Below are 26,438 nucleotides of genomic sequence, written 5' to 3'. Positions count from 1 at the left end.
TGTCAAAATCTGCTTTTGTTACTATTTGTGTGTAAGCATTAAAACGTAAGTTAATGTTTGGTTCATTCTTATTGATATTCCAGTTTTTAAAGCTTTCTAAATATAAGACGAGATTCATGTTTTCATAAGGTGGGGCATAGAATAAATTAACTTTTGGTTGATACGACGAGGGAGGTCGTTAAGTGGATATTTTAAAGAAAATCCAGGAACGAAGAGAACATGAGGAAGAACTGAAATGGGAAGGTACTTTTCGAGAATACTTGGACCTATTAAAAGAGAAACCGTTCTTAGCTCAATCTGCCCATTCGCGTGTATATAATATGATTACAGAAGCTGGGGTTGAGGAGGACAACAGTCGCAAAAAGTATTCCTTTTTTGATGAGGATATTTATGGGTTAGATGAAGCGATGGAGCGGCTGGTTGAGGAATACTTTCACCCCGCGGCAAGAAGATTGGATGTTAGAAAAAGAATTTTGTTATTAATGGGACCTGTAAGTGGCGGGAAATCTACACTTGTTAACTTATTAAAACGCGGGTTAGAAAAATATTCGTATTCCGATGAAGGGGCTGTCTTCGCAATTAAGGGCTGTCCCATGCATGAAGACCCGCTTCACATGATTCCACATCATCTCAGGGATGAATTTAAAGAAGAATATGGCATTCGGGTTGAAGGAAGTCTATCACCGTTAAACACGATGCGCCTTGAACAGGATTATGGTGGCCGTATGGAAGATGTCCAAGTTGAACGCATCTTTTTCTCCGAGGATAAGCGAACGGGAATTGGAACATTTAGTCCTTCTGATCCGAAGTCACAAGATATCGCTGATCTGACAGGCTCTATTGACTTTTCAACGATCGCACAGTTCGGTTCTGAATCGGATCCGCGTGCCTATCGTTTTGACGGTGAACTGAATAAAGCGAACCGTGGAATGATGGAATTTCAGGAGATGTTGAAGTGTGACGAGAAGTTCCTATGGCACCTATTAAGCCTCACACAAGAAGGGAATTTCAAAGCTGGACGATTTGCACTTATCTCTGCGGATGAATTGATTATTGCACATACGAACGAAGCGGAGTATCGATCTTTCATTGCCAATAAGAAAAACGAAGCGCTTCATTCGCGAATGATTGTCATGCCGGTTCCATACAATTTGAAAGTCACACAAGAGGAACGGATTTATGAAAAAATGATCCGTGAAAGTGACATACGCGATGTGCATATAGCGCCACACACGCTTAAAGTAGCTGCAATGTTCACGATTCTAACGCGTTTGAAAGAATCGAAAAAAGCCTCTGTTGATGTATTGAAGAAAATGTATCTATATGACGGGGAAATGGTGGAAGGCTTTAGTGATGTGGATGTAGAGGAATTGAAGAAGGAGTTCTCGGATGAGGGGATGAGCGGGATTGACCCCCGTTATGTCATTAACCGTATTTCTTCAACTATTATTAAAAAAGAAATGACATCAATCAATGCGCTTGATGTGTTACGTTCCCTCAAAGACGGCCTTGATAATCATGCGTCTATATCAGGTGAGGATAAAGATCGCTATTTGGAATTTATTTCGCTTGCCAGAAAACAATATGATGATCTTGCTAAGAAGGAAGTCCAGAAAGCGTTCGTCTATTCGTATGAGGAGTCAGCTCGAACATTAATGGATAATTATTTAGACAATGTGGAAGCTTACTGCAATAAAGCGAAACTACGTGATCCACTTACAGGTGAAGAATTGAACCCTGACGAGCGACTAATGCGTTCCATTGAAGAACAAATTGGTGTCTCAGAGAATGCGAAAAAGGCCTTCCGTGAAGAAATTCTTATCCGCATTTCCGCGTATGCAAGAAAAGGCAAGAAATTTGATTATCAATCCCATGAACGTCTCCGTGAAGCGATTCAGAAGAAGCTGTTTGCTGATCTGAAGGATGTTGTCAAGATTACCACATCAACGAAAACACCTGATGAACAGCAGTTGAAGAAGATTAATGAGGTTGTGGCCACATTAGTAGATGAGCATGGCTATAATTCCACTTCAGCTAATGAACTATTAAAATATGTAGGAAGTTTATTAAACCGATAAATACATTAAGAGCATGTCAGTCTGAGCATAGACTGGTATGCTTTTTTTCCGTTTGGTTCTAAAACTGGACGTCTCTGTTTCAGACAAATTCCTTATTTAGTAAAACTTGCACTACATAATCTGGGCTCCTTTCGCTTTTTACTAGTAGGAATCATGTTTTATCAATTTAATAACTGGGAATAATAGTACACAGTTATCTAAAACGACTCTTTTTGATGAGAAAACAAAAGCAACGATAAAATTCTACATCACCTAATAAATGTGTGTAAGCCTTTAAGTGATCGGGTGCGGCACAGGTTCTTGGTATGAAGAGAGCTGAATTCCCACACTTTACCTATAAAAAGTGAAAAAGGCGTACCCACAGGTGCGCCTTTATTGTTATAATGGAAATATTGTTTAAGGTTTAAAAAATAAGTACTATATGTTGAATTAATGGACGTTTCAACTCTATAATAGAGTATGTATTTGCAAACGTTTACGTTCTAGCATTGGACAACAATTACTTGGGGGTATTTAGACGTGTCAAATCAAGGCTCCAGTGAAAGCTTTTGGGAAAAATTTCACGGCCCCAACATGGGGTATATTGAGGAACAGTATGAGTTATATCAAAATGACGCTGATGCTGTCGACGCTTCATTAAAAGAAGTATTTGATAATTATGGTGCACCAGCTTGGATGATGACTACACAAGCATCTCCTGCAACGAATGGGGAAGCAAAGGCTTCATCCGAAGATATTGTGAAAGTGACCTCAGCATTGAAACTTGTTGAGGCTATTCGTCGTCATGGACACTTAGAGGCAAACATTTATGCTGTCGGAAGTGACGAACGTCCTGTTTCTACTTTAATAAATATTGAAAGTTACGGATTAACAGAAGAAGACTTAAAGGGAATTCCAGCTGAATGGGTTTGGCCAGAGTCCCCTGTTAAATTAGATAATGCCTTAAGTGTTGTTCGTACGCTTAAGGAAAGGTACGCAGGTACGATCTCTTTTGAGTATGATCATGTGAATAATGACGAAGAGCGTAAGTGGCTTCAAGATAAAGTAGAGTCAGCTGCCTTCCAAGTTAACTTAAGTAAAGAAGAGAAGAAGCAGCTTCTTAAAAGATTGGCTGATGTAGAAGGTTTCGAGAATTTCCTTGCTAAAACCTTTGTTGCTCAAAAGCGTTTCTCTATTGAAGGTTTAGATGTGATGGTACCGATGCTGGACCATATTGTTCAATCAGCATCTGGAGATAAAATCGAACACATTATGATGGGAATGGCTCACAGGGGAAGGCTGAATGTCCTTGCCCATGTGTTAGGTAAGCCTTACGATAGAATTTTCTCTGAGTTTCATCTTTCTCCAGACAAGGAGTTGGTCCCTTCAGAAGGTTCCACAGGGATCAACTACGGCTGGACAGGGGATGTGAAATATCATTTCGGAGCCCGCCGAGAAATCGGGGATGGAGAACAAACAAGCACTCGGGTGACATTAAGTCACAACCCGTCACATTTAGAATATGTCAATCCAGTTGTACAAGGATTTACAAGGGCGGCTCAGGATGACCGTTCCGAACCGGGTTATGCTCAGATGGATGAGGATGAAGCATTCGGTATCCTTATTCATGGCGATGCGGCTTTCATCGGAGAAGGGGTTGTCGCTGAAGGGTTGAATATGAGTGACTTACCTGGGTATCGCACAGGTGGAACCATCCATATTATTGGGAATAACTTAGTAGGTTTCACAACGAACAGACGGGATGGCAGATCGACGAGATACGCAAGTGATCTTGCTAAGGGTTATGAAATCCCTGTTGTTCACGTGAATGCTGATGATCCAGTTGCTTGCTTATCAGCAATGTCTTTGGCGTATGAATATCGTCAAAAATTCCATAAAGACTTTTTAATTGATTTAGTCGGTTATCGCCGTTATGGACATAACGAAATAGATGAGCCCCGCTCAACACAACCGAAGCTCTACAAAGAGATTGATGATCATCCAACAGTTGCTAACATTTTTGAAAAATCTCTTATTGATGAGGGTAGTGTGGAAGAAGGGACTCTTAAGCAAATTAATGAAGAAATTGAAAAAAACCTTCGTGCTACTTACAACAATATGAAGGAGAATGAAACAAAAGAGGCCGATGTAAAAGATCGTCCGGGTGGAGTAGAGCGGCCGCTTGATGAGATCGAAACAGTGGTGGATCTTGAACGTTTACGACAATTAAATCAAGATATGCTTAAACGTCCTGAAGGATTTAATGGATTTAAGAAACTTGAAAAAATCCTCAAGCGGCGTGGAAATATGTTAGATGACGGAAATAAAGTAGACTGGGCTACTGCTGAAGCGCTTGCCTTTGCTTCTATCTTAGAAGATGGAACACCAATAAGGATTACAGGACAGGATACGGAGCGTGGAACCTTTGCCCACCGTCATATGGTCCTTCATGATATTGATACAGATGAAACATATAGCCCGCTCCACGGATTGGAACAGGCGAAAGCCTCCTTTGATATTTACAATAGTCCGTTATCAGAGGCTGGAGTCATCGGCTTTGAATATGGATACAGTGTACAAGCACCTGAAGCTCTCGTTATTTGGGAAGCACAGTTTGGTGATTTCGCTAATGCGGGTCAAGTTATCTTTGACCAGTTTGTAGCAGCAGGCCGTGCCAAATGGGGAGAGAAATCAAGCATGGTTTTCTTACTCCCACACGGTTATGAAGGACAAGGACCAGAGCACTCAAGTGCCCGTCTTGAACGCTTCCTGCAGTTAGCGGCTGAGAATAACTGGACGGTTGCTAACGTGACATCATCCGCTCAATATTTCCATTTACTAAGACGCCAGGCAGCGATTAGTAATAAAGAGGAAGCTAGACCATTGGTTATTATGTCACCGAAGAGCTTGCTTCGTAACCAGCGCGTGGCCGTTGAGGGTAGTAGGTTTAGTGACAGTAACTTCCAATCAATCCTTAAACAACCTGGTTTAAGTAAAGAAGAAAATAAAAATAAAGTTAAATCCTTGCTTTTAGGCAGCGGGAAAATTATGGTTGAAATCGAAGATGCAGTAGAGAACACGGAGAACGAAACTTTTGAAACGATCGATGCGGTTCGAATCGAACAAATTTATCCTTTCCCTGCTAAGAAGCTTGCAGAAATTCTAGACACTTATCCAAATCTTGAGGAACTTGTATGGGTTCAAGAAGAGCCGCAAAATATGGGAAGCTGGTATTTTGTTGAAGGAATTCTTCACAAATTGCTTAAAAAAGGACAAATTCACCGTTATGTAGGCAGACCACATCGTGCTTCTCCTTCCGTAGGTGAACCAAACATTCATAAAACAGAACAAAACCGAATCATCCAGGAAGCGTTACAGATGTCTAAAGGAGGAAAATCAAATGAAGGAAATTAAAGTTCCTGAATTAGCTGAATCCATTACTGAAGGTACTATTGCCGAATGGCTTGTAAAGAAAGGGGATCAAGTAGAAAAAGGGGATCCTGTGCTTGAACTTGAGACAGACAAAGTTAACGTCGAAGTAAACGCTGATGCTAGTGGTGTCATCTCTGAACTTCTTAAAGAAGAAGGGGATGACGTCGAAGTAGGCGATGTGATTGCCAAGGTTGACGAGAACGGAGAAGCTGGCAGTTCTTCAGACGATAGTAACGAAGAGAAGAAAGAAGAGCCTAAAGAGGAAAAACAAGAAAGTGCTGCTTCCTCTAATCAAAAAGAAGAGAAGAAAGAGGAAAGCTCCAAAGAACAAGAGGGGTCAAAAGGTGATGTGATTGCAACGCCAGCAGCCCGCAAACGTGCGCGTGAGTTAGGCATCGACTTAAGCCAAATTTCTGCTCGTGATCCTTTAGGCAGAATCCGCCCTGAGGACGTAGAATCTGCTGCAAGCGGCAAGAATGAGAAGAAAGAAGCTCCTAAGAAAGAGAAGAAAGAAAGTAAGCAAGACTCAAGCGAAAAGACAGAGTTTGCTAAGCCTGTTGAACGAGAGAAAATGTCCCGTCGTCGTCAAACAATCGCTAAGCGTTTAGTAGATGCTCAACAAAACTCAGCGATGCTTACAACGTTTAATGAAGTCGATATGACAAATGTAATGAATCTACGTAAGGAACGTAAAGATTCATTCTTGAAAAAGCATGATATTAAACTTGGATTTATGTCATTCTTTACGAAAGCAGCTGTTGGGGCGCTGAAAGAATTCCCACTGATTAATGCAGAAATTCAAGGCAACGAAATCGTGAAGAAGCAATTCTATGATATCGGTATGGCTGTATCAACGGAAGAAGGACTAGTTGTTCCGGTGGTCCGGGACGCAGACCGTCTTGACTTTGCTGGAATTGAAAAAGGAATTGCAGATGTAGCTACGAAAGCTCGTAACAAAGAGCTGCAGCTAGATGACTTGCAAGGTGGTTCCTTTACCATTACCAATGGCGGTATTTTTGGGTCCATGTTGTCTACACCGATCTTAAATTCACCGCAAGTAGGTATTCTAGGCCTGCATAATATCGAGAAGCGGGCAAAAGTGATGCCTGACGATACGATTCAAGCCCGTCCGATGATGTATATCGCCCTTTCCTATGATCATAGAATCGTTGATGGAAAAGACGCGGTGCAATTTCTGCGCAGAATTAAAGAAATGATTGAAGATCCTTATGATCTACTTTTAGAAGGATAATTACTAGAGTAAAGAGAACCTTGCTAACTTTTCAGTTAGCGAGGTTCTTTTTTACGCTTTTTAAAATAAGTGTGACTCAGACTGTCTTGAATGGAAATAGGATTCGTCCCAAAATGGATGTGATTCTACCCAAACGAGAGGGGATTCAGCTTAAAACCTTCGTGATTCTGTCGAAATCAGCGAAGATTCTACCTAAAATCATTACGATTCTGTCTAAACAAAACAAGATTCTTCCCAAATCTATTTTTTGATCATTATAGAGGATGTTCAAAAAGTCACCAAATGATAAAGTGAAACTTCCATCAGTGGGGTTTTCACTGATGGTTCGTTGAGGCCTACACGACGTGGCGACCTTAGTCTGTGTTCCTTAATAATCAGACATTTACGGACAGTTAACCCTCCGCTTGGCTTCTTATCTTCACGACGATATCTTTGGGGTTTTACTGACCGTTAATGCGGGATAACGGCGATTTTCTTCGTTGCTGGGTTTTCCGGTCCTCACGTATGAAATGCATACGGCTTGCGATCCTCAAAACTGTCGCGCCTCGAACTTCTTGGGACGCGCAAGGAACATGCTAGTGTCGACTTTGTCACAGGAGGTGACGATCTTTGTCGACGTTCTCATTCGTCAACTTTCTGAACACACCCTTATAGGCACACATTTCTTTTTTTAGAAATAATTGAACCTTCCGTGATTTAGCTTCATCCATTGACTAGGACCTGCATACGATAGAGTAATACTCAAAGCTAGGAGGGGAATTTGAATATGGATGATGAGAAAAGTTTCGTAATTGCTGAAGACGACTGGTCCCTCCACAGGAAAGGCTATGATGATCAGCGCCGGCATCAGGAAAAAGTAAAAGATGCAATGAACAAACAACTTCCTGATTTGATTACGGAAGAAAACATTGTGATGTCTAATGGGAAACGTGTTGTGAAAATTCCGATTCGGTCACTTGATGAATATAAAATTCGCTATAACCATGACAAGAATAAGCACGCAGGTCAAGGGGATGGAGATAGTGAGATAGGAGATGTTCTCGGTCAATCACAGGAGAAAAAAGCCAAGCCTGGGCAAGGAGAAGGGGCTGGTGATCAAGCGGGGGAAGATTATTATGAAGCTGAAGTAACCTTGGCAGAGTTAGAGGAAGCGTTTTTTAAAGAGTTGACTCTCCCCGATTTAGCAGAGAAAGAAAAAGACACGATTGTTCATGAAGACATTGAGTTTCGTGATATACGAAAAACAGGGTTAACAGGAAATATTGATAAAAAGCGGACAATGCTTGAGGCTTATAAAAGGAATGCGCTCGGAGGTAATTCCTCTTTTGCCCCGATATACCCTGAAGATATTCGTTACAAGGCATGGACGGACCAAGAAAAGCCAGAATCGAAAGCTGTCGTCATTGCGATGATGGATACGAGTGGCAGTATGGGGCAATGGGAAAAGTATATGGCTCGCAGTTTTTTCTTTTGGATGAATCGTTTTTTAAACAAAAATTACGAAACGGTAGATGTGGAGTTCATTGCACATCATACGCAAGCGAAGGTAGTTAGTGAAGAAGATTTCTTTTCAAAAGGGGAGAGTGGTGGAACCATTTGCTCTTCAGCCTATCGCAGGGCCCTTCAGCTCATAGACGAAAAGTATTCACCAGAACGTTATAATATTTATCCTTTTCATTTTTCCGATGGTGATAACCTTACTTCAGATAACAAGAGATGTATTTCGCTTATTCAGGAACTTATCGAAGTGTCACAAATGTTTGGGTATGGTGAGGTTAATCAGTATAACCGTTCCTCTAGCTTAATGCAGGCTTATAAATCTATTGATCATCCTAAATTCAGGCATCATATCTTGAGGAAAAAAGTGGATGTTTTCCATGCAATGAAAGCATTTTTTAATGATACAAAAAATGTTGAAATAACGAGCTAAAAACTGTAACCAGGATCCTCGTGATCCTGGTTCTTTACTTAAGTTTAAATGATGGTTCTCCCATAAGGGGATGTGTTTTGCGTTAACCATGTATCCATAGATAAGTGCCATCTGCTGAATATGGTTTAACTTTAAAGGCTATGATGGTCTAAGGGAGAAAAAAATTCCACGAAAAAAGCTGAGCTTGAAGGCAGCTCAGCTTTTTTCGTAGCAGCTATGATATTTGTTGTGAATCGTTATGATATGAAGAATACACTGTTAATTATAGTAAAGCAAGTTGGATTTGTAAAGGCTTTATCAGGAAAACATGGGAAAATAAATGGCTGCCTCCTTAAAATCATTTAAGAGATTGTAGTGAAAGACATATTCGGATACAATAAGAATCACAAGAAAGGGGTGTTGTTTGGTGGAAAAGCAAATTGGTTTCATTGGCTGTGGTCAAATGGCTCAGGCTATGATTCAAGGGATGATTCAATCGGGTATAGTCAAGCCCGAGCAAATCGGAGCAACAGCGTTAACAGATGAAACAATTGACTTCGTAGCTGAAGAATTTGAGGTCCGTATATCTAATGATAATAAAAAACTAGCACAGGAAAGTGATATTTTATTCCTTGCAGTCAAGCCTTATGTTTACCAGGAAGTCATTCAAGAGATTAAGTCATCTGTTAATGACGATACAGTCATCGTCACAATAGCAGCAGGGATGACATTGGATAAAGTCAGGAAGTCCTTTGATTCTCAAGTGAAAGTGATTCGCTCGATGCCAAATACTCCATCATTAGTCGGGGCGGGTATGAGTGTCCTCTGCCCAAATGATTTTGTTACAGAAGAGGACCTTGATGATGTAAAGGATATTTTTGAAAGCTTTGGTGAGGCGGAAGTAATTGAAGAACGCTTAATGGACGCTGTACCAGCAGTGAGCGGATCGTCACCAGCTTTTGTCTATATGTTTATTGAAGCAATGGCAGATACAGCGGTACAGCAAGGGTTTCCAAGGGACAAGGCCTATAAGTTGGCATCCCAGGCTGTTCAAGGAGCGGCAAAAATGGTGCTCGAAACAGGTAAACACCCTGCTGAGCTCAAGGATGCCGTCTGTACACCTGGAGGGGTGACGATTGAGGGTGTGAACACGCTCGAACAAACAGGCCTCCGAAGTTCGATCATTCAAGCGATGAATGCCTGCACGGATAAATCTAAAGAATTGTCCAACGGCTCATAAGGTAGGTGGAATCCAGGCATGTTTGGCCTGGATTTTGTTCATTATGAAACGATCGCAAGGGATCGATCGTACAAGAGTGGGAAGAGGAGGTTTGCTTATGAGAGAACCTAGTCAACGAATATCGAGACGTGCCCTTACACTTTGGAGGATTTATGGGTACATCAATACGGGAATAGTAGCGATCATAGCTGTTGCGATTATCGTACTTACAACTCTATATTCATGGCCGCTCTGGCCAAGCTTTGTTATTGGTATCCTATTTATTTTAGAAATTATTTTTTCTATTTGGCTGATCCCAACTGTTAAGTGGGATCGTCTGCGCTATGAAGTAAGCGATCAAGAAATTGAATACCAATATGGACTGTTTATCGTTAAACGAACCCTAGTACCAATGGTTCGTGTGCAGCATGTAGATACAGAACAGGGACCGCTGCTTCGGAAATACCGATTGGCTACAATTAGTATATCTACGGCCGCAACCGTACATAAAATACCAGCACTTGATGAAAGAGAAGCTGAGGAGCTTAGGGATACAATTTCATCTTTAGCAAGGGTGGCTGAGGACGATGTTTGAACCGCAACGTCTTCATCCAGTATCCGCCGTTCTTAACTTTGTAAAAGGTTTGAAGGATGCGATATTTCCGATCATTGCCATTTTCTTTTTAAATGGAAACCAGGGGGATGGCTTTCTAAGCTGGCTCCCTCTCCTTTTATCAGCTTCCTTTTTAGTACTCATATTAATAGCCGGAATTGTAAAGTGGTTTCGGTTTACCTATCGAGTGCAGGAGGGGGAGCTGCGTATTGAATACGGTCTGTTTTTTCGAAAAAAGCGGTATATCCCTATGGATCGGATCCAGAGCCTGAATTTCTCTGAAGGAATTTTGCACAGACCTCTTCAACTTGTCAAAGTTTCGATTGAAACAGCCGGATCTTCAGGAATTCAAGAGGCTGAAGCCGAATTGACTGCAATTAAGAGATCAGAAGCAAAAAGGCTTGAGGATATTATATACCAAAGAAAACAGGAGCGTCCTTCTGTAGAGGAGCAAGTTGAGGGACGGGGAGATGGTTCAGATCGTTCACTTGTTTATAGAATGACTATGAGGAATCTGATCATCATGGCTCTTACCTCTGGCGGAGCAGGTGTAGTCATCTCGGGGGTAGTGGTTTTCTTTTCGCAGATTATTGAATTTCTTCCTGTGGGAACAATTTATGAGGAAGTGGTCGGTTGGCTTCAAGTTGGGGTACTTATTGTCGGTTTAATCGCACTACTTATTGTTCTAATTGCTTATGGAATTTCTATTATTCTGACTGTGCTTCGTTTTGGCAAATTTTCCGTCTTCATTGATGGGGAAGACTTAATCATCACACGTGGTTTATTAGAAAAGAAACAAATCACCATACCATTAAACCGGATTCAGGGGATAAGAGTGGAGGAAAATATTATCCGGCAGCCTTTAGGCTTTGCGACGGTATCGATCATTAGTGCGGGCGGCTCTATCAAGGGTGACGCGGAGCAGCAGTTTAGGATACTTCCCTTAATTAAACGGAATCAAATCAAAGCGGTTATGGAAAGCATCCTGCCGCAATATGATCTTGATGTAACATTAAAACGTCCACCAAAGCGTGCACAAATGAGCTATCTTGCAAGATGTATCTGGTTTCCTGTCATCATTGCAATAGTTGCAAGTCTGTTCTTTTGGCCCATGGGTTTATTTTCTTTATTGACTGTGCCAATTTTCATAGGGGTAGGTGTATTGAATTATCGTGATGCGGGGTGGAATGTTCGTGATAAACAACTAACACTAAGCTATCGATTCATGACAAAGCAAACCTATGTTATGAAAAAACATCGAATTCAATCGAGCCGTTGTTCACAATCTATATTACAAAAACGTGTCGGCCTCTCCTCAGTTGAAGTAACGCTGAAAACAGGAGTAGGGAAGGCAAGAGCACACTGTCATTATTTAGAGGATACGGATATTGAACAGATGATGGATTGGTTTAGACATGAAATATAGGATGAATCACAAGTCGATTTCTATTATTTTTGTAGAAATCGGCTTTTTTACATTTAAAACCGAACGATTGTTGATAAATACTTGAATTTTGTTCGTAAAACGAATATTATTATAGATGTTGTGATTTTCATTCGGAAAGTAAGGTGTAATTCATGTTGAAAATGTTTCGTTTACAAGAAAACAATACAAATGTCCGAACAGAGATGTTGGCGGGTCTGACCACGTTCCTAACAATGGTTTATATAGTTGTCGTTAACCCTGCGATTCTTTCTGCGGCAGGTCTGCCTTTTGAACAAGTATTTATGGCGACAGTGATTGCAGCTATTATCGGTACGTTAATCATGGCACTAGGAGCCAATTATCCGATAGCCATTGCACCTGGAATGGGGATGAATGCATACTTTGTTACAGAAGTGGTTCAACAGGATGTAAGTTATTCTGTCATTTTAGGAACCGTCTTCCTAGCAGGTATTTTATTTGTTATTTTAAGTTTAACGAGTTTGAGAGAAATCCTAATTACAGCTATTCCGTCTTCACTTAAATACGGTATTACATCAGGAATTGGCCTTTTTATTGCCTTCTTAGGATTGCGAATGTCAGGTATTGTTGTCGCAAGTGAGTCTACACTCGTTACCCTTGGTGATCTCACTGCCCCAGGGACGGTATTAACGATAGTCGGCTTGTTTGTCACACTTGGTTTAATTGCTCGCCGCGTAACAGGAGCTTTATTTATTGGAATGGTCGTTACAGCTATTTTAGGAATGTTTACAGGACAGTTGTCTTTTGAAGAGGGGCTTATATCTGCACCGCCTGCCCCCGTATTTTGGGATATTGATTTGGCAGGGGTATTCAGTAATGGCCTATATACAGTCATTTTTGCCTTCTTACTCGTGACGATTTTTGATACGACAGGAACGATGATTGGAGTAGCAGAGCAAGCTGGCTTCATCCGTAAAGACGGAAGTTTGCCGAGAGCACGTGCGGCTTTGATGGCTGATGCCACAGCTACAACCGCTGGTGCAATGTTCGGTACAAGTCCATCCTCTGCTTATATTGAATCCTCTTCAGGTGTTGCTGCGGGCGGAAGAACAGGACTTACTACTGTTGTGGTTGCTGGCTTATTTCTACTATCTATTTTTTTCTCTCCATTAGTAGGAGCGGTTTCAAACTTGGCGGCGATTACGGCGCCTGTGCTTATTATCGTTGGATGTTTTATGATGGAAGGTCTAGCGAAGATCAATTGGCAAAAGTTTGATGATGCTTTTCCAGCTTTTATTATTATTCTATCTATGCCCTTGACCTCAAGCATCGCTACAGGGATCGCTTTTGGCTTTATAACCTACCCATTGTTGAAACTGATGAATGGCAATGCAAAGGATGTTCACTGGATTCTATATTTATTTGGATTTATTTTCATTCTGCAAATGATCTTTTTCCCAGGTCATTAAGTTCTGAAGTGACTGAATTAGCTCCTCATGCAACAGCATGTAGTAAACACTAACATAATCATTTTAAAGTTATTGAAACCTTTTGGTTAGCTGGTTCGTCTAATATATAGAAACACACTTTAAAGCGTTAGAGAATAGGAAGTTTGGTGAACAGGTCGTGGTACATTAGTGTTGCACGAGCCTTTCATTATAAAAAATGATATACCTCCCCTTAGGTATAGCACTCTTCGGTTGACCACCGGAGGGTGCATTTTGGTTTTTATAAGAGAAGTTAATCCTAGTTGAATCTTTTCTACATATTTTACGATCAAGTTAGACAAAACTAGTTCATAATCTACTGTAGAGGAGCAATTTTATTGTGAAAAGCTGGGTTGGATTCTGTGTACTGATCATATCAGCCGTACTATTTACTGTACAGCCATCCCATCAGTTATACAGGCTAAGCAAATGGATACGTACACGGTTAAAAGTGGTGACACACTATGGAAAATATCGCAAAGTTATCGTATCGGGTTATCAGAAATTATTCATACAAACCCTCAGTTTTCAAATCCAGATTTAATCTATCCTTGTGATCGTGTAAGAATTCCATTAAATAGAAAGATAAAATCAGTTGAACAGCAAGTCATTGACTTAACAAATCAAAACGGGCAGAACACGGGTTGAGTAGGTTGGAAAAAGATTGGCAGCTATCGAGAGTTGCCCGCTATAAATCGAGAGATATGGCAAAAAAATAATTACTTTTCCCATCGTTCTCCAACGTATGGGTCCCCTTTTCAATTGATGCGAGATTTTAATATTGACTATCAAAGTGCTGCTGAAAATATCGCAGCAGGACAGCGGTCAGCTGAAGAGGTAGTTAACGGATGGACAGTCCTGGACACCGAAAGAAAATCTTAGATGCCAACTTGACACATATTGGTGTTGGATATGCTAAAGGTGGAAGTTATGGAACCTACTGGACACAAATGTTTATAAGCAAGTAGGAGGAAGAAAAGCTGCTGAATAATTCATTCAGCGGCTTTTTTATCTTTTAAGAAAAATTCCTAAATCTAAAAAATATATTGTAAATGCTTAGTTGTAGGGAATAATATCGATAAATGAGGATAAAGATCGATTTAATGAAAATTCTATCAATTGAATAAGTATTGCAAGACGTCTGACAACCTGTTAAAATCCATATTAGAAACAGATCATGAAAGCATTTTCATTTTGTGTATCTGATGATTTAAACTTTTTGAGGGGGAACTTAAGCGTGGACATCTTACTAGGTATTTTGGCCGTTGGTGCTATTCTTGGAATCGCATACTTCATGTCTAATGATCGTAAAAATATAAATTATTTCGGTATTGGTGTTATGCTCCTGGCCCAGCTTATAACAACTTTTGTTATGTTTGAGACAGAAGTTGGGGCATGGATTATTAATAAAATATCATGGGTATTTAACAAACTCATTGAATATGGAACCGTGGGTGTCAACTTTGTTCTTGGTGGTGTAGCAACAGATGATGGAGCTTCTGTATTCTTCTTTAATGTATTACTATTAATAATCTTCTTTGCAACCATTCTATCCGTTCTTACTTACCTGAAGATCTTACCGTTTATTATTAAATATTTAGGTCAGTTCTTATCTTATATTACCCGCTTACCTAAGATTGAATCTTTTAACGCAGTAAACAGTATCTTCTTCGGACAATCCGAAGCCATTATTGCCATTAAGTCACAATTTAAACAATTGAGTGATAATCGTTTATATATCGTAAGTGCCTCAGCTATGGGGTCTGTATCAGCTTCCATTGTCGGTGCATACATTGGTATTTTACCTGCCGATTATGTCCTAGTTGCTCTTCCGCTAAATATGTTTAGTGCACTTATTGTCGCTTCTTTAATTGCACCTGTTAAAGTGCCTAAAGAAGAAGACTACGTAGATATTGAAGACGTGTCTGGTTCGAAAAGTCTTTTTGAAGCGATGGGGAATGGTGCCTTAGACGGTGGTAAAATCGCTTTAATCGTAGCGGCAATGCTGATCGCGTTTATCGCATCCCTTGAATTGGTTAATGGTCTCTTTTCTTTCCTATTCGCAGGCTTCACTTTACAGGAAGGACTTGGCTATCTTATCGCTCCAATCGGTCTCCTTATGGGTATCCCTGCTTCAGAGGTAATTGACGCAGGTGCAATTATGGGAACCAAAATTGTAACAAACGAATTCGTTGCTATGCTTGAGTTCCAAGGAATGATTGATCAAGTATCAGAAAAAACAGTTGGTATTGTTACGGTATTCCTGACAAGTTTCGCTAACTTCTCATCTATTGGCATCATTGCTGGTACAGTACAAGGAATTGACGCTGACAAAGGTGCTCGTGTATCAGGATTTGGTATGAAGCTTCTTGTTGGTGCAACACTTGGTTCCATGCTTTCTGCGACGATGGCTGGACTATTCCTATAAAAAATCAGTAAAAAGCCTGACCAGAGAGACTTCTTTGGTCAGGCTTTTTTGCGTTAGGGCAGAATCACAATGATTTAGGACAGAATCTTTGCGATTTTGGGTAGAATCACAATAAGTTAGGTCACAATCATCGTGTTTTTTGAAAGAATCCTTTTGAATTAAGTCAAAAGGATTCTAGCTTTCGTAAAAATCATTTATTTTGGTCAGTCACTCGATCTAGAAAAGTTTATTTTTCCTGAGCGGTTGGACGAACAAGGATTTCGTTAATTCCGACTTCTGACGGTTCTTCAATCGCAAAGCGAATCGTTCTCGCAATACTATCCGGTTTAATCGCTTGTTGATAATTTTTTTCAACACCAGCTTTCACGTCTTCATCTGTGATGGTATCTGTTAATTCTGTAGAGACGGCCCCTGGTGAGATAATCGTCGCACGAATATTGCTGTTTACCGATTCCTCTTTTCGTAATCCTTCTGTAATGGCTCGGACAGCGTATTTTGTACCACTATATACAGCAGTGCCAGGTGAAACGGAATGACCAGCAACCGATGAAACATTAATGATGTGTCCCTCTTTTCTCTCGCGCATATAAGGAAGAACCGCTGCTATCCCGTGAAGCACTCCTTTGATATTGACATCAATCATTTGATTCCATTCATCGACCTTTCGTTTATTGAGAAGAGAAAGCGGCATAAGTCCCGCATTATTCACAATGACATCTATTTTTCCAAATTCTGAATGTGCCTTCTCAGCCAGCGCTTCCATTTCCTCATAAGAGGCGACATCTGTTACTTGATAGATCACTTTACTTCCATTACTCTTCAACGTCTCCTGTAAATCTCTCAAACGCTCCTCGCGTCTAGCGGCCAGAACGATATTTGCTCCTTTATCCGCTAATTCTTTGGCGGTTTCCTCACCAATCCCGCTTGATGCGCCTGTAATAATGACTACTTTATCTTTAATACTTGACATGAAAAATCATCCTTTAAGTAAGAGTTATTTTGAGCTGTGCTGATGTATTTTCCCGAGTTGTTTTTTTATAAACGTTAAGATTATCAATCCGCTTGATGGTCATAAGGTATGGTGACATTTGAAAGATAAAAATGGGTTTACGCCCCGCATAAAAAGGCTATATCATAAGTAGATATTATTTGAAAGGGAGTATGTCTTGTGGGTAAGCAATTCAAATTATATATAGAAGGTGAATGGATAGATACAGATGACGTAGTAGATGTAGCAAATAAATATACACAAGATACGTATGCAACAGTAGCAAAAGCATCTGAAAAAGAGGTAGATCAAGCGATCAGTGCCGCTGAACGTGCATTTAAAGAACAGCAGATGTCCCCCTATAAACGCTATCAAGTGCTCAAGCGTGTCAGTGAGCTTTTACAGGAAAATAAAGAAGAGTTCGCAAAAACCATTACTATGGAAGCAGGGAAGCCGCTTAAACAGGCACGCACAGAAGTGGACCGTGCTACACAAACAATCGAACTTTCAGCGGAAGAAGCGAAGCGGATACATGGAGAAGGGGTGCCTGTTGAATCAGCCCCAGGCTCCGAAAACCGCATGGCCTTCACGATTAAAGTACCAGTTGGTGTGGTCGGGGCGATCAGTCCGTTTAACTTTCCACTAAATCTTGTTTCTCATAAAATTGCCCCAGCTATTGCTGCAGGGAATGCAGTCGTGTTGAAACCGGCTAGTAAAACACCTGTTGCTTCCTTAATGTTAGCTGAAATGTTTCATGAAGCTGGATTACCAAAAGGATTCTTCAATGTGGTTGTTGGCTCTGGGTCAACAGTCGGCAATCAAATGATGAAAGATAGACGCATCCAGCTTTACACGTTTACTGGGAGTGCTGAAGTCGGACTTAAACTTAAACAAAATACCGGCCTTAATAGGCTGATCCTTGAACTTGGAAATAACTCTCCGGTTATTGTTGACAAAGAAGCAGATATAGATGCAGCAGCAAAAAATACAGCCGCCAAGAGTTTTGCTTTTGCTGGACAAGTCTGTCTCTCTGTACAGCGTCTCTACGTCCATGAAGATGTTCGGCAAGAATTCCAAGAAAAGTTTATTAAAGCAGTGAAAGAGTTGATAGTCGGCGATCCGAGTGATGATCAAACAGATGTAGGACCAATGATCAGTGAAGATGAGGCAAAACGCGCCGAGCAATGGGTAGAGGAAGCGAAGCAAGCCGGTGCAACTGTCGTACACGGCGGTAAACGAGAGGGTGCCCTTTTATATCCAACGGTTCTCCAAAATATTACACCTGAGATGAAAGTTGTGTGTGAAGAAATATTCGCGCCGGTTGTCAGCCTCCTTCCGTTTACAGATATTAAAGAATGCATCAATGAGGTCAACAAGTCCCAGTACGGATTGCAAGGCGGCATATTCACACAAAATCTTGATACAGCTTTCTATGCAGCCAAACATGTTCAAGTCGGCGGGCTGATGATCAATGATTCTTCCCAATATCGAGTGGATCTGATGCCATATGGCGGTGTGAAAGACAGTGGTTCAGGGAAAGAAGGTCCGAAGTATTCTGTTGAGGAAATGACAGAGGAACGACTAGTCGTCATGAATTTAAATCAATAATTAGGAAAAACAAACGGTATATTTTCTTCTTAACCAAACAAGGTCGTGGTTTCCACGACCTTGTCTAATAGGTTTTATAACTCAATACGAATGCATAAGGTTGTTCAACTGGTCAATATGTGACCTATCTTCAGCCAAATTCTCTTCAACCATTTGTCGGCTCTTTGAATCCAGGTCCCCTCGTACAATATCTTCGGTGGTACGTATGCCCATCTGTTGTCCCTTTACTACACCTTTCAAAATTTCTTCTGTTGTATCAGGAAAACCTTTAAGATTCATCATTGACTCTCGTACGGAACCCATGAATCCATTGTCTTCAGCCGCTTTCCCACCAAGATCTTGTATTCTTTCGGCAATTTTCAATGCATGTTGTTTATGCTCCTGCTGGATTAATTGTAATGCGGCTTTGATATCTTGAGCCTGTGTATTTTTGATGTAATGTTCGTAAGCATGAATTCCCATGTATTCACCTTTTAAATATTCATTCAATTCCTTAACAACATTGTTTTCATTCATGCTAAAATTCCTCCTGGCACCCCGGTATTAAAATAAGCTTTCTTCGGTTAATTAGTATTTTTCGTTAAAAGGATAGGACTTATACGCCGGTTAAACATACTTCTTCCATAATCAATTGCTCGGTGGTTTTTTGTTAATTAACTTGGTGAATTATCGGCCTTGGATTAGTCATAGTCGGCACTCTAGGAATTCCCAAAATGGGTGCTGATGGGTATCTGTAATATCGACGGTGCCCCATGCTGATGATGTGCGCAGTGTGATGGAGCGACTCTAGGCGCTAGGCCGCCGTGTGATCGGCGGCGAGCGCCGATAAAGGAAGAGCGAGCGCCGATAAAGGAAGAGCGAGCGCCGATAAAGGAAGAGCGAGCGCCGATAAAGGAAGAGCGAGCGCCGATAAAGGAAGAGCGAGCGCCGATAAAGGAAGAGCGAGCGCCGATAAAGGAAGAGCGAGCGCCGATAAAGGAAGAGCGAGCGCCGATAAAGGAAGAGCGAGCGCCGATAAAGGAAGAGCGAGCGCCGATAAAGGAAGAGCGAGCGCCGATAAAGGAAGAGCGAGCGCCGATAAAGGAAGAGCGAGCGCCGATAAAGGAAGAGCGAGCGCCGATAAAGGAAGAGCGAGCGCCGATAAAGGAAGAGCGAGCGCCGATAAAGGAAGAGCGGGCGCCGATAAAGGAAGAGCGAGCGCCGATAAAGGAAGAGCGAGCGCCGATAAAGGAAGAGCGAGCGCCGATAAAGGAAGAGCGAGCGCCGATAAAGGAAGAGCGGGCGCCGATAAAGGAAGAGTGAGCGCCGAATAAACATTAGCATAACTACAGGAGTTATAATTGGAATTTTTCTAATAGCTTTAATATCATTTACACTCGCATTTTTTCCAGGGGTAATGCGGGTTTAAACTGAACTAGAGTCTTCCCCCTTAACCTGATAAAGCCGAATATTCTTCCGCTGCAGATAAAGCATGCGCAGCATTAGCGTGATCGCTCCAGCTGTTAAACCAACAATTAAACTCATCCAATATCCATATGGACCAAGGCCTGAATAATTGGCTAATAGATATCCAGTTGGCAATCCAATCACCCAGTAGGAAACAAACGACATGATGAGAGTAATCGTTACATCTTTGTAGCCCCGTAAAACCCCCTGAATAGGAGCACCGAAGCCGTCAGAAAGCTGAAAAAAGATAGCGAAGAAGATAAAGTTTTTTGTTAGTTCAATTACACGTTGATTAGAACTATACAGCCTTGCGACAGTGTCATCAAAGATGTAAAGAATCGCTCCAGCTACAACAGACATACAAACGGCCACGGTAATTCCTAGATAAGAGTATGTCCTTGCATCGGTGAACCGTCTAGCCCCGACTTCATAACCGACGGCAATCGTTAATGTAAAGGCAATGCTTAATGGCATCATATATACAAATGAGGCAAAGTTAATGGCTGCCTGGTGTGCGGCGACTGTGTAGGTATCGTACTCTGTCATGAAAAAGGTAACGGCTGAAAAGATACTTGTTTCAAAGAAGATAGCGAATCCTATAGGGACACCAATTTTTAGTTGCTCCCACCAGCTTTTAAGGGAAGGGGAAACCCAATTTGTGAAGATTCCGTAGGTTCGAAGTGGGTAAAGCTTATGGATAACAAAAGCGATAATCCCAAAAGCCACCCAATACGTTAAGGAGGTCGCTAAGCCTGCCCCGATTCCACCGAGTTCAGGGAAGCCCCATTTACCAAAAATCAGCACGTAATTAAAGAAAATGTTAGTAGGTAATGTCAGTAAAATGATCATCATTGATATTCTTGAGTGACCAAGGGCATCAATAAATGAACGTAGGATGTTAAAAACGAATAAAGGAATAATTCCGGTTCCTAAGCTGATAAGATAGTATTTAGCGATATGACGTACCCCTGATTCAAGGTCCATTAACGACAAAATAGGATCAATTAAGAAGAAACCAATCCCGCCGATTAAACATGCAATGACAATGGATAAATAAACTCCTTGTTTGACTGATTCAGGAATAACTTTATCCTGCTTTGCCCCTTTTAGCTGTGCTACGATTGGTGAAATGGCCATCAATATTCCATTTAGCCCCGTAAAAATGGGCAGCCATATGCTAGAGCCAATAGCTACACCGGCTAAATCGTTTGGACCTGCTTGGCCAGACATAATCGTATCAAAGAAATTCATTGCATACATGCCAACCTGTGTAATAAAAATAGGAATGAGAATAACGGTAAATAGTTTTATTTTTTCTTTTAATGTCTTTGTTTCATACATAGGCGATCTCCTTTTTGATACAATTCCTATAGGACAAGGATTATAGCATAGTTTGTACAGTGTTACCTAAGTAAGACACCGATGAAAGGGCGATGAAATTTTGAAGCAGAAGCGTATTTTATTTACTGGAGGAGGAACAGCAGGGCACGTTATTGTGAACCTGGCTCTTATTCCTGAATTTCAAAGACAAGGCTATCAAGTTGACTATATAGGATCCTATCAAGGGATAGAAAAACAATTAATTAGTTCTTTAGAGGGTGTAACCTACCATGGGATATCAACAGGGAAACTGCGCCGTTATATGTCCAAGGAGAACCTCAAGGATCCGTTTAAGGTTATGAAGGGGCTAATCCAATCACTCAGAATTATAAGAAAACGTAAGCCTCAGGTCATTTTTTCAAAAGGTGGATTTGTTTCGGTCCCCGTGGTCGCTGCTGCGAAATTAAATCGTGTGCCGGCGATCATCCACGAATCCGATTATACTCCAGGTCTCGCTAATAAGCTTTCTTTTCCTTTTGCTAAAAAGGTATTGGCTACCTTTCCGGAAACGATGCAGCATTTACCTGAAGAAAAAGGACAATATATCGGGGCGGTTGTCCGGGAAGAACTTTTTACAGGGGACAGAAGCAAAGGCCTCTCCTATAGCGGACTGACGACGAGTAAGCCGGTTGTTTTAGTTATGGGGGGGAGTACAGGATCGAAAAAAATCAACGATGCCATCCGCACAAATTTAGATGAACTATTACAGGAAGTACAAATCATCCATATATGCGGTCAAGGGCAAAAGGATGAGACAATCAACCGTCCTGGCTATGCTCAATTTGAATATGTAAGTGATGAATTGAAGGACCTATTTGCCGCTAGCCATTATATCATTTCCCGGGCTGGCTCCAATGCCATTTTTGAATTTTTGGCATTAAAAAAACCAATGCTGCTTATCCCTTTATCAAGGAAAGCCAGCCGTGGTGATCAAATATTAAATGCCGACTCTTTCGTAAAGCAAGGCTATGCTCACAAGCTTGAGGAAGAAGAGCTTAATTCCGATAGCTTGCTGAAAGAATTAAAACATTTAATGGACAACAAAGAGCAACTGCTCAATAATATGGAGAAATACGAGAGTAAACGAACAAAAAATGAAGTCATTTCAATTATCCAAAGAGCCGAAAAGTAGTGATTGGGTAAGACATGCAAGGAGAGCTCTATTTGAGTTATAATAAAGCAGGAAGTATTGCTTATATTATGAAAATATCTTCTTCAGGGGTAGATTAAGTGAACTCAAAAATATGTCGTTATTGCTACAAAGAGATACGAGATCGTGATGAATTAGTAACCGCTTCTAACTGGTTTAGAGTCCGTCCCTATCATTATCGCTGTTTCGAAAAGATAGAAGAGGAAACAAGAACCATTGCTGGAACGTGGACACCAATTAATGGCAGGAGTGGTTTAATTACAGTCATTCTAATGTTGGCCTTGTCCCTATGGATGATTACTACGAACACGCTGGGACAAATAGGCGACTTAATCGGGCTGTTGGCTCTCTATCCTGTTGTCCTAAGGATCGTTTCTTATGTGTTCATAGAGAGCAGGTTACCTAAGTTCATCAAAAATAAAAAACACCAATAATAGGTTAAACCTGCTATCGATGGGTAGCAGGTTTTTTATACTCGAGTGCCGGATTTTGTGGATTTAGATTCGAGAAAGAAGTTCAAAAAGCCTTTTTCTTATTGATTGCGCTTACAGATGATGTGTGGTATGTTTGTTTCCCGTTGCTTCGAAAAAAATGTTCCATGCTTGAATCAGGTGCATAGTCATTCCTAACTAACGATGAAAGGGAGAATGGCAATGTCAGTGTATGATGAACATTTAGAGAGTGAGAAGGAAAGATTAACTTTTACGAAGGAGTACATGAACCATTTAATCACCGTACAGGAATCGGGTCAAAAAGCTTTAAAAGAAAGACAGGAAGACACACTAGCTAGGCTGGATTTTAAAGATAGCAGCCTTCGCTATCAGGAAATGCTTACACATTCAAGCTTCATGAAACTTTCTAAAGACCAATTAGAGAACCTCAAGAATCTACGTAAGAAACCGTATTTTGCCCGCATCGATTTTCACCGTAAAGAAAAAGCAGACAAAGAAACCTTTTATATTGGAAAAGTATCTTTATTTGACCGCGAAACTCAATTACCGATTATTTTAGATTGGCGTTCACCTCTCTCAAACGTATATTATGAAGGACGCTTAGGGGACGTAAGCTATGAAGCACATGGAGAGGTTTATGAAGGGAATGTTTCCTTAAAGCGGCAATATCAGATTGAAGACGGCGAGCTGCTTGGTTTTCGAGATATTGATTTAACAACAAAAGATGAGCTGCTTCAGGATTCGCTCGCCCAAAATGCTGAACACCGTTTAACTGAAATTGTTTCAACCATTCAAGAAGAACAAAATAGAGTCATACGTGCTGATTTGAGAAAGCCAATCATTGTTCAGGGAGCGGCAGGAAGTGGTAAGACAACCATTGCCTTACACCGGATTTCCTATTTTTTATACAACATGCGTGATATTTTCAAACCAGATGAAATGCTGATCTTAGCTCCCAACCGTTTGTTTATTCAGTACATATCTGAGGTACTTCCAGAGCTCGGTGTGAATAGAGCCAAACAAACGACATTCTCTGATTTTGTCCAACATATTATTCAGGTGGACTTGTCAGTGGTTAGTCAGCACGATGTGTTAATGGGAACAATTGAACAAGCAGAAGAAGGAGAAACTCGTCATTTGGAAATGGCTGGATACAAAGGTTCGAAAGCTTTCAAACAGCTGCTTGATCGCTATATACAAAAAGTAAAACAAACATACATTGTGGAAGAAGATTTTATGCTGGCAGAATTTAAGATTAAGAGTGGTGCGAATATTAAGCATCTGTTTCTTAAAGATTTTCAGCATTTCCCATATGAAGTACGGGTTGAAAAAATAAAACGCGTATTGCAAAGTGAATTGAAACGTAAGAAAAAACAAATCATTGATAAAGTAGCTGCTAAATATGATGACGAATTAGATAAAGCGCTGTTTGGTATGAAGGATAAAGATAAACGTAAAACACGAGTCAGTTTTTTAATTACTAGAAAAGAAGAAAGACTCAACGAACTGAAGAAACAAGCTCGCACAGCTGTCTCGCGCTACATGAAGCAATTCCCTAAGCATAAGCTGACAAATTTATATAAGTCCATGTATGAAAAGGAAATGTTTTGTTCCTTAGTAGAAGAGGATTCGGCAGAGCTTCAGTACCTTCGCCAGACCACCAGTAAGTATTTACAAAAGAAGCAGCTCCACTCTGAAGATCTTGCTCCACTGTTATACATGTACACCTATATAACTGGATTACATGCTGATGATCAAGTGAAAAAGGTCGTGATAGATGAAGCCCAGGATTATAGTTTTCTAGAATTTTATAGTCTGAAAAAGGCCTTTCAAACGGATTTATTTACGATCGTAGGTGACCTTGCACAAGGAATTTATCGCTATCGAGGGCTGCATAACTGGGAATCTTTAAATGAAGTGTTTCGACAGCCCAGTTACTTAACCTTACAAAAAACCTACCGAACAACAATTGAAATCATGGATTTGGCAAATCAATTGTTAACACTTATGCCGGAGGATCTTCCAAAAGCTGAACCTGTAGTAAGACATGGTCCGCTTCCAACGTTTATTGAAAAACAACCAGGCTGGAAACAAGCGTTTATTGAAATTATGAACCAGTTGAAAGACAAAGGGATGAACAGCTTTGCCATCGTAACAAAAACGATGAAGGAAGCTGCTGAAGTCAGTCAGATCTCTGAAATCAGTTCTCAAGATTTTCAAACACTCGATGAGCATACGGAAATGGGCGATCGAATGATCTTGCCTGCTTACTTAGCAAAAGGACTGGAATTCGATGTGGTCTTTCTTTATAGTGACGACCACCCTTTTACAAATAACGAACTGGATATAAAGGTACTATATGTAGCCATGACAAGACCGCTTCACGAGCTATATATGATTGGGAATAACCCAAATGACTTTTTGCTGGATCATTTAGGGCAAGCCTCCTATCAGGTTCATTCTTCGTCATCATAACGTTTAATTCGGTCTTGCGTGGGGAATTATTCTATGAATAAATAAAGGAGTGCATTTGAGGATGAGTTTAACGGATACGACAACATTAAGTAATGGCGTGAAAATGCCCTGGGTTGGTTTGGGTGTTTACAAAATGGATAGTGGAGAAGAAGTTGTCAATGCTGTTAGATCAGCGTTGGACCTTGGATATCGTCACTTGGACACAGCCTCCTTTTATGATAATGAAGAAGGAGTAGGCCAGGCAATTAAGGAAAGCGGCCTTCCTCGTGAAGAGTTATTTATTACAACAAAAGTGTGGAATGATGAACAAGGCTATGAAGAAACATTAGAGGCCTTCAATCGAAGTATTACGAAGCTAGGTGTTGATTACTTGGATCTCTACCTGATTCATTGGCCTATTCAAGGCAAATATAAAGATACTTGGAAAGCATTAGAGAAGCTTTATAAAGATGGGAAAATTAAAGCCATCGGGGTAAGCAACTTCCTGACACATCACTTGGAAGACTTATTAAATGAAGCTGAAATCAAGCCGATGGTCAATCAGATTGAATTGCACCCGGAACTTTATCAAAAAGAAACTGTTGATTATTGTAAACAGCAAGATATTCAGGTTGAAGCCTGGTCACCGATTGGCCGAGGAAATTACTTGGACAATCCCGTCTTACAAGAATTAGCAGAGGAATATAATAAAACACCGGCGCAGATCATTTTAAGATGGGACTTGCAGCAGGGCATTGTGACGATTCCAAAATCAACTCATAAGGAGCGTCAGCAAGAGAATGCTGATCTATTTGATTTCGAGTTAAAGGATAACGAAGTAGAGAAAATTAATGGCTTAAACAAAAATAATCGTCTTGGGCCACATCCCGATGAAATTGGTAAATGAATAATTAGAACCCACTCGAATAGCTGAGTGGGTTTTTTAATTTTTTCTCGCTAAATAGGATTCTGTTTAAACTTACGACGATTGGATTCTGCCCAAATTCTTAAGGATTCTACCCGAACTTCGGTTATTCTACCTGAAAGTTTTATGATTCTGTCTAAACTTACAGAGATTCTACCCAAACTCCAAAAAATTCTTCCCTAACCCCAAGTAAGCGTGAAATAGGAAGTTATCATTTATTTCCAAAAAAACAT

At 40.7% G+C, this 26,438-nt stretch carries 18 protein-coding genes and 1 pseudogene; 15 read left to right on the top strand and 4 right to left on the bottom strand.

Annotated elements, in window-relative coordinates; translation table 11 throughout:
* Nucleotides 1–182 precede the first annotated feature (182 nt).
* The 10 genes and pseudogenes from MUO15_RS07405 to MUO15_RS07360 all read left to right on the top strand — a co-directional run bounded on the left by MUO15_RS07405 (nucleotide 183) and on the right by MUO15_RS07360 (nucleotide 15,802).
* On the top strand, nucleotides 183–2,078 hold the full coding sequence (locus MUO15_RS07405) for a PrkA family serine protein kinase (protein WP_245034889.1): 1,896 nt from the start codon (nucleotides 183–185) through the stop codon (nucleotides 2,076–2,078).
* A 573-nt stretch (nucleotides 2,079–2,651) separates the two neighbouring features.
* Nucleotides 2,652–5,471 (top strand): 2-oxoglutarate dehydrogenase E1 component, encoded by a 2,820-nt coding sequence (locus tag MUO15_RS07400; protein ID WP_245035894.1) that lies wholly within the window; start codon nucleotides 2,652–2,654, stop codon nucleotides 5,469–5,471.
* Nucleotides 5,458–6,741: a 2-oxoglutarate dehydrogenase complex dihydrolipoyllysine-residue succinyltransferase gene (odhB, locus tag MUO15_RS07395; protein WP_245034887.1), complete on the top strand. Its 1,284-nt coding sequence runs from the start codon at nucleotides 5,458–5,460 to the stop codon at nucleotides 6,739–6,741. Before MUO15_RS07400 ends, odhB begins: the two co-directional genes overlap by 14 nt.
* A gap of 760 nt (nucleotides 6,742–7,501) precedes the next feature.
* Nucleotides 7,502–8,671, top strand: coding sequence for a sporulation protein YhbH (yhbH, locus tag MUO15_RS07390; protein ID WP_245034885.1), 1,170 nt, complete (start codon nucleotides 7,502–7,504; stop codon nucleotides 8,669–8,671).
* Nucleotides 8,672–9,077: 406 nt separating this feature from the next.
* Nucleotides 9,078–9,890 (top strand): pyrroline-5-carboxylate reductase, encoded by an 813-nt coding sequence (gene proC, locus MUO15_RS07385; protein WP_245034881.1) that lies wholly within the window; start codon nucleotides 9,078–9,080, stop codon nucleotides 9,888–9,890.
* Nucleotides 9,891–9,987: 97 nt separating this feature from the next.
* The gene (locus MUO15_RS07380; RefSeq protein WP_245034879.1) at nucleotides 9,988–10,464 is read left to right on the top strand and encodes a PH domain-containing protein; all 477 of its coding nucleotides are present in this window, start codon (nucleotides 9,988–9,990) and stop codon (nucleotides 10,462–10,464) included.
* The gene (locus MUO15_RS07375) at nucleotides 10,457–11,908 is read left to right on the top strand and encodes a PH domain-containing protein (RefSeq protein ID WP_245034877.1); all 1,452 of its coding nucleotides are present in this window, start codon (nucleotides 10,457–10,459) and stop codon (nucleotides 11,906–11,908) included. The genes MUO15_RS07380 and MUO15_RS07375 overlap by 8 nt, the downstream gene beginning before the upstream one ends.
* Before the next feature lie 152 nt (nucleotides 11,909–12,060).
* Nucleotides 12,061–13,356, top strand: coding sequence for an NCS2 family permease (locus MUO15_RS07370; RefSeq protein ID WP_305853285.1), 1,296 nt, complete (start codon nucleotides 12,061–12,063; stop codon nucleotides 13,354–13,356).
* Nucleotides 13,357–13,749: 393 nt separating this feature from the next.
* Nucleotides 13,750–14,342: pseudogene (locus MUO15_RS07365) on the top strand (CAP domain-containing protein).
* Between the two features lie 269 nt (nucleotides 14,343–14,611).
* A complete protein-coding gene (locus MUO15_RS07360; protein WP_245034876.1) occupies nucleotides 14,612–15,802 on the top strand; it encodes a NupC/NupG family nucleoside CNT transporter in 1,191 nt (396 codons plus the stop codon).
* Between the two features lie 226 nt (nucleotides 15,803–16,028).
* On the opposite strand, the gene MUO15_RS07355 is transcribed toward MUO15_RS07360, so the two are convergent.
* A complete protein-coding gene (locus tag MUO15_RS07355; RefSeq protein ID WP_245034872.1) occupies nucleotides 16,029–16,772 on the bottom strand; it encodes an SDR family oxidoreductase in 744 nt (247 codons plus the stop codon).
* Between the two features lie 198 nt (nucleotides 16,773–16,970).
* Between MUO15_RS07355 and MUO15_RS07350 the strand changes: the two genes are divergently transcribed.
* A complete protein-coding gene (locus MUO15_RS07350; protein ID WP_245034870.1) occupies nucleotides 16,971–18,398 on the top strand; it encodes an aldehyde dehydrogenase family protein in 1,428 nt (475 codons plus the stop codon).
* An 81-nt stretch (nucleotides 18,399–18,479) separates the two neighbouring features.
* Here MUO15_RS07350 and MUO15_RS07345 read toward each other — a convergent pair whose 3' ends face one another.
* The 3 genes from MUO15_RS07345 to MUO15_RS07335 all read right to left on the bottom strand — a co-directional run bounded on the left by MUO15_RS07345 (nucleotide 18,480) and on the right by MUO15_RS07335 (nucleotide 21,185).
* Complete coding sequence (locus tag MUO15_RS07345) at nucleotides 18,480–18,914, bottom strand: ferritin-like domain-containing protein (protein WP_245034868.1); 435 nt, start codon at nucleotides 18,912–18,914, stop codon at nucleotides 18,480–18,482.
* Between the two features lie 270 nt (nucleotides 18,915–19,184).
* Nucleotides 19,185–19,715, bottom strand: a complete 531-nt coding sequence (locus tag MUO15_RS07340) for a hypothetical protein (protein ID WP_245034863.1) — start codon at nucleotides 19,713–19,715, stop codon at nucleotides 19,185–19,187.
* A gap of 87 nt (nucleotides 19,716–19,802) precedes the next feature.
* Nucleotides 19,803–21,185 carry an MATE family efflux transporter gene (locus tag MUO15_RS07335; protein WP_245034861.1) on the bottom strand — a complete coding sequence of 461 codons (1,383 nt, stop codon included), beginning with the start codon at nucleotides 21,183–21,185 and terminating at the stop codon, nucleotides 19,803–19,805.
* Between the two features lie 100 nt (nucleotides 21,186–21,285).
* Here MUO15_RS07335 and MUO15_RS07330 point away from each other — a divergent pair, with 100 nt between their 5' ends.
* The 4 genes from MUO15_RS07330 (at nucleotide 21,286) to MUO15_RS07315 (ending at nucleotide 26,187) form a co-directional block, all read left to right on the top strand.
* Nucleotides 21,286–22,356 (top strand): undecaprenyldiphospho-muramoylpentapeptide beta-N-acetylglucosaminyltransferase, encoded by a 1,071-nt coding sequence (locus tag MUO15_RS07330; RefSeq protein ID WP_245034859.1) that lies wholly within the window; start codon nucleotides 21,286–21,288, stop codon nucleotides 22,354–22,356.
* A gap of 98 nt (nucleotides 22,357–22,454) precedes the next feature.
* The gene (locus tag MUO15_RS07325; RefSeq protein WP_245034857.1) at nucleotides 22,455–22,808 is read left to right on the top strand and encodes a hypothetical protein; all 354 of its coding nucleotides are present in this window, start codon (nucleotides 22,455–22,457) and stop codon (nucleotides 22,806–22,808) included.
* A gap of 219 nt (nucleotides 22,809–23,027) precedes the next feature.
* The gene (gene helD, locus MUO15_RS07320; RefSeq protein ID WP_245034856.1) at nucleotides 23,028–25,301 is read left to right on the top strand and encodes an RNA polymerase recycling motor HelD; all 2,274 of its coding nucleotides are present in this window, start codon (nucleotides 23,028–23,030) and stop codon (nucleotides 25,299–25,301) included.
* 61 nt (nucleotides 25,302–25,362) lie between these two features.
* Nucleotides 25,363–26,187: an aldo/keto reductase gene (locus tag MUO15_RS07315; protein ID WP_305853284.1), complete on the top strand. Its 825-nt coding sequence runs from the start codon at nucleotides 25,363–25,365 to the stop codon at nucleotides 26,185–26,187.
* Nucleotides 26,188–26,438 lie beyond the last annotated feature (251 nt).

The organism is Halobacillus amylolyticus, assembly GCF_022921115.1.
Lineage (GTDB): Bacteria > Bacillota > Bacilli > Bacillales > Halobacillaceae > Halobacillus_A > Halobacillus_A amylolyticus.
This window is presented reverse-complemented; position numbering and strand designations above follow the sequence as displayed.